Source organism: Longimicrobiaceae bacterium (assembly GCA_035936415.1).
In the GTDB taxonomy this organism is placed as follows: Bacteria; Gemmatimonadota; Gemmatimonadetes; order Longimicrobiales; family Longimicrobiaceae; genus JAFAYN01.
In genome coordinates, this window is sequence record DASYWD010000200.1 from 1 (window position 1) to 11,321 (window position 11,321).

Sequence of the window (11,321 nt, forward strand, 5' to 3'; positions counted from 1 at the left end):
CTCCGCCCCCTCCGGGAGGCGGGCCCGGAACGCCTCGCTGGTGACCACCAGCCGGGCGCCGGAGTCGCGGACCATGAAGGCCAGGCGCTCGACGGGATAGGCGGGGTCCAGCGGGAGGTAGGCGCCCCCGGCCTTGAGGACAGCCAGGAGCGCGACGACCAGGTCGGCGGAGCGCTCCAGGCAGACGCCCACCAGTGACTCCGGCCCGACGCCCCGGGCGAGCAGGTGGTGGGCGAGCCGGTTGGCCCGGCGGTCCAGCTCCGCGTAGGTGAGGGTACCGTCGCCGAAGACGACCGCGGGGGCATCGGGCGTCCGGGCGGCATGCCCGGCGAAGAGCTCGTGGACGCAGCGCTCGCGCGGGTACTCCAGGGCGGCGCCGCTCCACCCCTCCAGCACCCGGGCGAGCTCCCCCTCCTCCAGCAGCGATACCTCCGAGAGACGCCGCCCCGGGTCCGCGGCCATCGCCTCCAGCAGCACCCGCAGGTGCCTCACCATCCGCTCGATCGTCTCCGCGTCGAACAGCGCCGCCCGGTAGACCAGCGTCCCGGTCAGCGTCTCCTCGTCCCCATCCACAACCGACAGCTCCAGGTCGAACCTGGCGATCCCGGCCCCGGCTTCGAACTGCTCCACCCCCACCTCGCCGAGCGAGAGCCGCTCGCCGCGCTGCACCCGCTCCAGGGAGAAGGTCACCTGGAACAGCGGGGAGTGCGTCAGGCTGCGCTCGACGTCCAGCTCGTCGACCAGCCGCTCGAAGGGGACGTCCTGGCGGGCGTACGCCCCCAGCGCGGCCTCCCGGGCACGGCGGACGAGATCGCCGAGGGTGGGATCGCCCGACAGGTCGCCCCTCATGGCCAGCAGGTTCACGAAGAAGCCGATCAGTCCCTCGGTCTCCGCCGAGCTCCGCCCCGCGACCGGGCTCCCCACCACCACGTCGTCCTGGCCGGCGTAGCGGCCGAGCAGCGCCTGCCAGGCCGCGAGCACGGTCATGAAGAGCGTCGCCCCTTCGCGCTGGGCCAGGGAGCGCAGCTCCCGGGTCAGCCCGGCCGGGAGGACGAAGTCATGGCTCCCTGCGACGGCGCCCAGCCCGGCCGCGTGGGGCCGGTCGGTGGGCATCTCCAGCAGCGGCGGCGCGCCCGCCAGGCGCTCCTTCCAGTACTCGAGCTGCGCGTCCAGCACCTCGCCCGACAGCCACTTCCTCTGCCAGGAAGCGTAGTCCGCGTACTGCACCGGCAGCTCCGGCAGGGCCGGCTCCTCGCCCCGGGTGAAGGCGCCGTAGAGCGCCGAGACCTCGCGCACCAGCACGCCGGTGCTCCAGCCGTCGCTGACGATGTGGTGCAGGGTGAAGAGGAGCACGTGGTCGTCCTCGCCCAGCCGCAGCAGGGCGCTCCGCAGCAGCGGCCCCCCGGCGAGGTCGAACGGGCGCAGCGCCTCCGCTTCCGCCAGGCGCTCCGCCTCCGCCCCGGCGTCCCGGGCTCCCCGGAGGTCGACGGTCTCCAGCGTGACGGGGCCCGCCGGGTGGACCACCTGCACCGGCGCGCCCTCGTGCTCCGCGAAGGTGGTGCGCAGGGTCTCGTGGCGCCGGACCAGGGCGTCCAGGCTCCGCTGGAGCGCGCCCTCGTCGAGCGCGCCCCGCAGGCGCAGCGCGAAGGGCATGTTGTAGGCGGCGCTCTCCGGCTCCAGCCGGTCCACCAGCCAGAGCCGCTGCTGCGCGAAGGAGAGCGGCAGCCGCCCCCCCCGCGGCGCCCGCTCGATCGCCGGGAGCGCCGCGGCACCGCCTGCCCGAAGGAGCGCGTCGACGCGTCCGGCCAGCACGGCCACCGTGGGCGCCTCGAACAGCGCCCGCAGCGGCACCTCCACGCCCAGGCTCCGCCGCACGCCGGAGACGACCCGCATCGCCAGGAGCGAGTGGCCGCCCAGCGTGAAGAAGCTCTTCTCCACGCCGACGCGCTCCACCCCCAGCACCTCGCTCCAGATCGCGCAGAGCAGCTCCTCCGTCGGCGTGCGCGGCGCCACGTACCCCTCCCCGACCGACGGCTCCGGCGCCGGCAGGGCGCGCCGGTCCAGCTTGCCGTTCGCACTCAGAGGCAGAGAGTCCAGCACCACGAAGGCCGACGGCACCATGTACTCCGGCAGCCGCTCCCCCAGCCGGGTGCGCAGCGTCTCCACCAGCCCGACATCCCGAGCCTGCACCCGCGCCCCACCCTCCTCCGCGAACAGGGTCCGATAGAAGGGGCTGGTCCGGTATCCTCCACCATGGTGCCAGGAGGTGAAGTCGAAGGCGACATCCGCCCGGCCCACCCGCACCAGGCGTCCGCGCACCCCGTAGTGCGGCGCGACTCCGTTGTCCGAGAGGGCGCTCCAGCACTCCACCTCGACGCGGTCACCCGCGATCACCTCCACGCCGGGATCGAACAGGGGGAAGTAGACGGGGAACCAGGCGGTCTCCTCCTCCATGATGTCCAGCACTCCGCCCTCGGCTACCTCCATGCGCAGCCAGAGCAGCAGCCCGTCCACGCGCCCCGCCCGTTCCATCACCAGTGTCTCGCGCCGCACGTACTCCGGCGCCACCGCACCGGCACCGAAGTCCAGCTCCTCGAAGGTTCCGATGCCGGAGAGCCGGTGGTCCATGGGGAAGTCGCGGATGCACAGGCGCATGTCGAACGGCTCTCCCACCTCCGCGAAGATCTTCTCCACGTAGTAGGAGGCAGCCGAACTCAGCCGCGGATTCCGCCGGATCTCCTCCGGGAGCGTGACCGCGGCCATGCAGGTGAGGGTGAGCCCGGGGATCATCACCGCGCCCGGCGCGAGGAGCCGGCGCACGTCGTTGAGGATCACCGCGGCACCCTCACCCCCGGCGATCGCCTCCACGATCTCCGAGACACACACCTCTGCGAGCTCGGGGAGCGTGACGGTGCGGGCGTCCCCATGAACGAGCGTGACGCGGTCCTCCAGCCCCAGCGCCCGGATGCGCTCCCGCGCGCTCCGGTACGCGGACTCCAGCAGCTCGATCGCGTAGACGTGCCGCGCCCCTGCCTCCACGGCCATCCGGGCCAGGATGGCGTCCGCTCCGGTACCGACGTCCAGCACCACACGTCCGGCGGCGTGCCGCTCCAGAGCCGTCCGGTAGCGCGCCATGCGCCGCTCGTCCTGCGTGAGCCCCTGATAGATGAGCTCGTCGTAGACGAAGTACTCCCCGATCGAAGGCCACAGCTCGCACGAGCGCGTCTTCTCGGGCACCACGTACGCCACCAGGCGCTTCTGCCCCGGCACGTCCTCCCGCACCTGCACCACCGCCTCCCGCACCCCCGACTGCTCCCCCAGCGCGCTCTCGACCTCCCCGGGCTCGATCCGGAACCCCCGGATCTTGACCTGCTCGTCCATCCGCCCCAGGAACTCCAGCTCGCCCTCCGCGGTCCAGCGCACCCGGTCCCCCGTGCGGTACAGCCGCGCCGCCGGCTCCCCCGAGAACGGGTCCGGAACGAGCTTCTCCGCCGTCAGCTCCGGACGGCCCAGGTAGTCGCGCGCCACGCTCGCCCCGCCGATGCACAACTCGCCCGGCACCCCCACCGGGACCAGCTGGCGCGCGCGGTCCAGCACGTAGAGCGAGGCATTGCCCAGGGGGCGGCCCACCCACTGCCGACGCGCCCCACTCTCGCGCGCCACGTGCGAGGCGCAGATGACCGCCCCCTCCGTGGGGCCGTAGAGCACGTGCACCTCCGCCGCGGGGAACACTTCCCGCATCTCCTCCAGCAGCTCGGGCGCGACCGCCTCCCCGCCCACGAACGCCCGCCGCAGCCCCGGCAGGGTGCTCCCCCTGCCCCGCAGCACCCGCACGATCTCGCGCATCAGCGCGGGGACGGCATGCAGCGCGGTGCAGTCGGCCAGACCCTCCACCAGGCGCTCCGTCTCCAGCACCTCTTCGCGCGCGACCATGCGCACGGCGCCCCCGCCCAGCAGCGGGAGCACCGCTTCGAAGAGCCAGATGTCGAAGGCGAAGCTCGCCAGCGACGGCATCCGCTCGCCGGCCGCGAAGGCGAAGGCCTCCTGTGCGGCGAGCAGCGTGTGCAGCAGGGCACGGTGGGTGACGCGCACCCCCTTGGGCCGCCCCGTCGACCCCGAGGTGTAGATCACGTACGCGAGCTGGCTCCCCTCGCTCTCCACCGGGGGCGCCGCGGCGCTCTCCGCCGCGATGCGTCCGGCGTCCGCGTCCAGCAGCAGCACCCGGGCGCCGAGCACCGGAAGGGTGTCGCGCAGGCGCTCCTGCGTCACCAGCACGGTCACGCCCGCGTCGCGCAGCATGTACTCCAGGCGCCCCGCGGGGTACGTGGGGTCCAGCGGCACGTACGCCCCGCCCGCCTTCCAGATCCCCAGCACCGCCTCCAGCAGGGACGGCCCCCGCTCCAGGTAGACGCCCACCGGCGTCTCCGGCTCCACGCCCATGCCCCGCAGCGCATGCGCCAGCCGGTTGGAGCGCCCCTCCAGCTCGGCGTAGCTGAGCGCACTCTGATCCCCGGACACGGCGACGAGGTCGGGCGTGCGCGCCGCCTGCTCCGCGAAGAGCTGCGGCACCAGCTTCTCCTCCGGGTAGCTCCGCGCGGCGTTCCACTCCCCCAGGAGCTGGCGTTCCTCCGCCGCGCTCACCATGCGCAGCTCGGAGATCCGCTGGTCCGGCTCGGCGGCCGCCACGTCCAGCAGCAGGAGGAAGTGCTCCGCCAGGCGCTCGATCGTGGAGCCGTCGAACAGGTCGGTGCGGTAGTCGATCCGCCCCTCGATCCGCTCCTCGGCTTCGATGAGCGTCACCCCCAAGTCGAACTTGGCCCCGGCCTCACCCCCACTGAGCGGCTCCATCTCCAGCTCGCCCAGGGTGAGCGTTCCCCGCTCCACGTTCTGCAGGGCGAACATGACCTGGAAGAGCGGGTTGTGCGTCAGGCTGCGCTCGGGCGCCAGCTCCTCCACCAGGCGCTCGAAGGGGAGGTCCTGGTGCGCGAAGGCGCCCAGCATCGTCTCCCGCACCCGCCCCAGCAGCTGGCGGAAGCTGGGCCGTTCCGTGCCGCCCAGGTCGGCGCGCAGCACGAGGGTGTTGACGAAGATGCCGATGAGCGGCTCCAGCTCGGCGCGGGTGCGGTTGGCGATGGGGGTCCCGACCACCACGTCCGCGCTCCCGGCGTAGCGCCCCAGGAGGGTCTGCCACCCGGCCAGGAGCGTCATGAAGAGCGTGGCGCTCCCGCGCTGCCCCAGCTCGCGCAGCCCCCGCGTCGTCTCCGCCGACAGCACGAACTGGCGCCCCGTGGCGCTCGTTGCACTGGACGAACTGCGGCGCGGGTGGTCGGTGGGCAGCTCCAGCAGCGGCGGGGCGCCGTCGAGCGCCTGGCGCCAGTAGCGGAGCTGCGCCTCCAGGGTCTCTCCCGTGAGCCACGCCCGCTGCCAGGCGGCGAAGTCCGCGTACTGCACCGGGAGCGCGGGAAGGACGGGCGACTCGCCGCGCGAGTAGGCGCCGTAGAGGGCGGAGACCTCCTGCACCAGGACCCCGATGCTCCAGCCGTCGCTGACGATGTGGTGCAGGGTGAAGCAGAGCACCCACTCCTGGTCGGCCAGCCTCGCCAGCAGCACGCGGAGCAGCGGCCCGTGCTCCAGGTCGAAGGGGCGCCGGCCCTCCTCGACGACGCGGCGCAGCGCCTCCGCGCGGCGGGGCTGCTCCGGGAGCCCGGCCAGGTCCAGCACCGGGAAGGGCACGGGCGACGGGGGGAGGACCACCTGCACGGCTTCCCCGCCCTCCGCCGCGAAGACGGTGCGCAGCGCCTCGTGGCGACGCACCAGCTCCGCGAGGCTGCGGCGCAGCGCCTCCACGTCCAGCGCACCGCGCAGCCCGAGCGCGAACGGCATGTGGTACGCGCTGCTCGCGGGGTCGAGCTGGTGGATGAACCAGAGCCTCTGCTGCGCGAACGACAGCGGCGCGGGCCCGTTCCCCTCGCGGCGGGTGATCCGTCCGGAGACGGAGCGTGCCGAATCCAGGGACGCTTCCACGTGCCCGGCCAGCCCCGCCACGGTGGGCGCCTCGAAGAGCGCCCGCAGAGGCAGCTCCACGCCCAGCTCCTCGCGTACCCCCGAGACGACGCGCGTCGCGAGCAGCGAGTGCCCCCCGAGCGCGAAGAAGTTGTCGTGGACCCCCACCCCCTCATGGCCCAGCACCCTCGCGAACACCTGTGCCAGGACGGCCTCCACGGGAGTTCGCGGCGGCATGTGCTCCGCGGCGTCCGGCCCGCCGCCGGGCGCGGGGAGGGCCCGCCGGTCCAGCTTGCCGCTGGCGGTGCGTGGGAGGGCGTCCAGCCCCACGAAGGCACCCGGCACCATGTGCTCCGGGAGCCGCTCCTGCAGATGTGCCCGCAGCTCCGCCCCGCCGATCCCCGTCCCCGCCGCCAGGAGCACGTAGGCCACCAACCGCCGGTCGCCCGGCGCGTGCTCCCGAGCCAGCACCACCGCCTCGCGCACTTCCGGATGCTCCCGCAGCGCCGCCTCGATCTCCCCTGGCTCGATGCGGAAGCCGCGCACCTTGACCTGGCCGTCCAGCCGCCCCAGGTACTCCAGCTCGCCTGATGCCAGCCACCGTGCCCGGTCGCCCGTGCGGTACAGCCGCCCCCCTGCCGGCCCGAACGGGTCCGGGACGAAGCGCTCGGCCGTCAGCTCCGGCCGGCTCGCGTACCCCCGCGCCAGCCCGTCGCCTGCCAGGTACAGCTCCCCGGGCACACCCACCGGCACCGGCTGGAGGCTCGTGTCCAGCACGTACGTCTGCGTGTTCGCCAGCGGCCGGCCGATCGTCACCCCCTCCGCTCCCCGCGGGACCACCGCGCCGGTGGAGTAGGTGGTGTCCTCCGTCGGCCCGTAGAGGTTGCGCACCGTCTCCACGATGCCCATCGCGTACAGCCCCTGCGCCAGGTCATTCGACAGCGCCTCGCCTGCGAGGTTGAAGCTGGTCACGCTCGACGGGATGTTGCCCATCCGCAGCAGCTCGGCCGCGGCTGTGGGGACCATGACCGCCAGGCGGACCCCCTCGTCGGCGACCGAGGGAAGCTCCAGCGCGTTCTCCACCAGCACCAGCTTCCCGCCCCAGGCCAGCGTCCCGAAGACCTCCGCCACCGAGACGTCGAAGTTGATTGAGGTGGAGAACAGCACCGCACTGCGCTCCTCGTCCGTGACGTTCTCCCGCAGCCAGTGCAGCAGGACGACGGTCGAGGCGTGCCGGATCATTACCCCCTTGGGACGTCCCGTCGACCCCGAGGTGAAGATCACGTGCGACAGGTTCTCGAGGACCACGCCCGTCTCCGGCGCCTGGTCCGGCTCGGCCTCGACGGCGGCGCGCGCGGCGTCGAGCGCGAGCGTGCGGGTGCCTGCGGGGAGCACGTCCGCCAGGGCGCGTGAGGTGAGGACGAGCGAGACGCCGGCATCCTCCTGCATGCAGCCCAGCCGCTCGCGCGGGTAGGTGGGGTCGAGCGGGACGTAGGCGCCCCCGGCCTTGAGCACGCCCAGCAGGGCGACCACCAGCTCGGGGGTGCGCTCCAGGCAGACGCCCACCAGTGACTCCGGCCCGACGCCCCGGGCACGCAGGTGGTGGGCGAGCCGGTTGGCGCGTGTCTCCAGCTCCGCGTATGAGAGCGTCTCGCCCTTGAAGACCACCGCCGCCGCTCCGGGCGTGCGGGCGGCCTGCGCGGAGACCAGCTCGTGCACGCAGGCCGGGGGGTACACGGCCGCGGTGGCGTTCCAGCTCTCCAGCACCTGCGCGCGCTCAGCGTCGCGCAGGAGCGAGATCTCAGCAAGGCGCCGCGCGGGGTCGGCCACCATGGCCTCCAGCAGCGTCTCCAGGTGCCGCACCAGCCGCTCCGCCTCCTCCGCCTCCACCCGGCAGCGGTCGTATTGGAGCTCCACCTTGAGCTGCGAGACGGCGTCCGCCACCAGCGTCAGCGGGTAGTTGGTCTGCTCGAGCAGGAAGTTGCTCCGCACCCGCACGCCTTCGACGTCGCCCGCCTGCTCGCCGACCGTCTGGTCCAACGGGAGGTTCTCGAACACCACCAGGCTCTCGAACAGCGCCTCGTCCGCCGGCACCTCGCTCCACCTCTGCACGTCCACCAGCGGCGCGTAGTCGTACTCGCGCGCCTCCACCTGCTCCTTCTGCAGCGCGGCCAGCCAGTCCCACGTCGTCGCCGCGGCCCTCAGGCGCGCGCGCACCGGGAGCGTGTTGATGAACAGCCCCACCGTCTCCTCGATCCCCGCCAGCTCCACGGGCCGCCCGGAGACGGTCGCCCCGAAGACCACGTCGTCCTCGCCCGAGTACCGCGACAGCAGCAGCGCCCACGAACCCTGGACAAGCGTGCTCAGCGTCACGCCCCTGCGCCGCGCCTGCTCCGCGAGCGCGACCGTCCGCTCCAGCGACAGCAGCCGCGTGGAGGCGCCGTATCCCTCCCCCCCGCTCCGCGGCGTCCGCGACACCGGGAGCGGGGTGGGCGCATCGAAGCCGGCCAGCGCCTCCCTCCAGAAGCGCTCCGCGCGGGAGCGGTCCTGCCGCTCCAGCCAGGCCACGTACTCCCGGTAGCGCGGCCCGCGCGCGGCCGGCGGCACCTCCCCGCGCGCGGCCGCCGCGTAGATCGTCAGTACGTCGCGGAAGAGGAGCGGCAGGCTCCACCCGTCCATCACCAGGTGGTGGTGCGTCCACACCAGCTGGTGCACCTCTTCTTCCAACCGGAACAGCCCCAGCCGCATCAGCGGCGCGCAGCCCAGGTCGAACCCGGCCGCCCGGTCCGCCTCGTGGTAGCGCTCCAGGCGCGCCTGCCGTCCGGCCTCGTCCAGCCCGCGCCAGTCCTCCACCTGGACGGGGAGCTTCGCTTCGCTCCGGATGACCTGCACCGGCCGGGGCAGCCCCTCCCAGGCGAAGCTCGCCCGCAGCGCCTCGTGCCGGGCCACCGCGCCCTGCCACGCCCCTTGCAGCGCCGGCACGTCGAGCGGCCCTTCCAGCACGAAGCCGAACTGTCCCACGTAGACGCCCGAGTCGGGGGCGTAGAGCGAGTGGAAGAGCATCCCCTCCTGCATCGGGGTCAGCGGGTAGACGTCCTCCACTCCGCCCCCGCTCCCCTCCAGCGCGGCCAGCGCCGCCTGGTCCAGCCCCGCCAGCGGGAAGTCGCCCGGCGTGCGGCCTCCTCCCCCGGGGGGGCGGCGGTGCCCGATGAGCTCGCGGAGCTCCCCGGCGTACCAGGCGGCGACGCGCTCCATGGTCTCGCGTCGGTGGACCGTCGCGCCGTAGCCGAAGGTCACGGAGAGCCGGCCTCCGAAGACCGCCCCGCTCACCTCCAGGCGGTGGGTCCGCGGGCGCCGCGGGTCCTGCGTCGCGCCGGCCGGCTCCGGCGCGAGCCGGAAGAAGGTGTGCTCCGCGAGCAGCTCTTCCAGGTCACCCCCGTAGCCGAACGCCACCTCCGCCCGCGGCGCCGAGGCCAGCGCCGCGCCGGCCCTGCCGCCGCTGGCCCAGCGCAGCAGCCCATGTCCGAGTCCCCCATGCGGCACCTCGCGAAGCTGCTCCGCGAGCGCCTTCAGCGTCTCGCCCGCGTCCGCTTCCTCCGGCAGCTCCAGCAGCACCGGGTACAGGTGGGTGAACCACCCGACCGTCCGCGACGGGTCCAGGTCCTCGAAGCGCCCCTCCTCCCGGCCGTTCCCCTCCAGCTCCACCCGCACCCACCGGTCTCCGGTCCAGCGCGCCAGGGTGCGTGCCAGCGCGGCGAGCAGCACCTCGTCGACGCGGGCGCCGTACGCGGCGGTCACGTCCCGCAGCAGCGCCCCGGTCTCCTCCGGGTCGAGCTGCACGACCACGCTCGCCGTCTGACCGGTGGTGTCGTCTCCCTGGGGGTCGTCCAGCGGCAGCGGCGCGGCCTCCAGGAACGCCTGCGAGGTCCAGTAGCGTGCCTCCGCGGCGGTCTCCGGCGCGCGGGCGTGCTCCGCCAGCCGCTCGGCCCAAGCCTTCCAGGAGGTCGTCTTCTCCGGGAGCCGCACGGCCTCCCCGCGCTCCCGCTGCACGTACGCGGTCGCCAGGTCGTCCAGCAGGATGTGCCAGCTCCCCCCGTCCACCACCAGGTGGTGGAGCACCAGCAGCAGCCGCCCCGGTCCGCCGTCGCCCAGGTGGAAGGAGGCGGCCCGGACCAGCGGTCCCCGCTCCAGATCCAGGCTCGCCTGCACGCGGTCCGCCGCCCCGGCGAGGGTCGTGCCGCGGGCCGCCTCCTCCAGCCGCGTCAGGTCGATGGTCGACAGCGGCACGCGGCCCCCGGCCGGCTCGTGCCGCTGCGTCCAGCCACCCTCTTCACGGCGGAAGCGGAGGCGCAGCGCGTCGTGGTGCGCCGCCAGTGCCGCGAGCGCCTCCTCCAGGAGCCGCGGATCGAGAGCCCAGGGCGGGACCAGCAGCAGCGCCTGGTTGAAGTGGTGCGGAGCCACCGGCTCCTCCGCGAGGAAGCCGCTCTGGACCGGGGTCAGCGGCACCTCGCCTGTCACCGTCTCCTGCTCGGCGAGGACCGCGGCGCCGTTCCCCACCACCCGCGCCAGCTCGGCGATGGTGGAGTGCTCGAAGAGCTGCCGGGGGACCATCCGCAGCCCGGCGTTGCGCGCGGCGGTGGCGACCCGGATGGCGACGATCGAGTCGCCCCCGAGCGCGAAGAAGGGATCGTGGATCCCCACCCGCGCCACCCCCAGCACCTCGCTCCAGACCTCCGCGAGCAGCCGTTCCGTGGGGGTCCGCGGAGGCGCGTACTCCCGCTCCGGGGCGTCGCTCGCCGCCGGGTCGGGGAGGGCGCGCCGGTCGAGCTTGCCGCCCGGGGTGAGCGGGAAGCGCTCCAGCCCCACCCAGGCGGAGGGGACCATGTGCTCCGGGAGCCGCTCCCGCAGCCGCGCCCGCAGCTCGTCGGCGGGGGGGAGCGCCGTGCCCTCCGCGGCGACCAGCACTACGTAGGCCACCAGCCGCCCCCCTCGCGCCTCCACGGCCGCGTCGCCGACAGCGGGGTGGGCCCGGAGCGCGGCCTCCACTTCGCCGGGCTCGATGCGGAAGCCGCGCACCTTGACCTGCCGGTCGATCCGCCCCAGGAACTCCAGCGTCCCGTCCGCCCGCCAGCGCACCCGGTCCCCGGTCCGGTAGAGGCGCGCTCCCGGCGCCGCGCCGAAGGGGTCGGGGACGAAGCGCTCCGCCGTCAACCCCGGCCGTCCCAGGTAGCCCCGGGCCACCCCGGCGCCGCCCACGAACAGCTCGCCGGCGACGCCCGTCGGCACCGGGGCGACGTGCGCGTCCAGCACCAGGACGC

Annotated in this window: 1 protein-coding gene; it reads right to left on the reverse strand. The window is 74.2% G+C overall.

What is annotated here, in order from left to right:
• On the reverse strand, positions 1–11,321 hold an 11,321-nt coding region (locus VGR37_07865), incomplete at both ends, for an amino acid adenylation domain-containing protein (GenBank protein HEV2147305.1).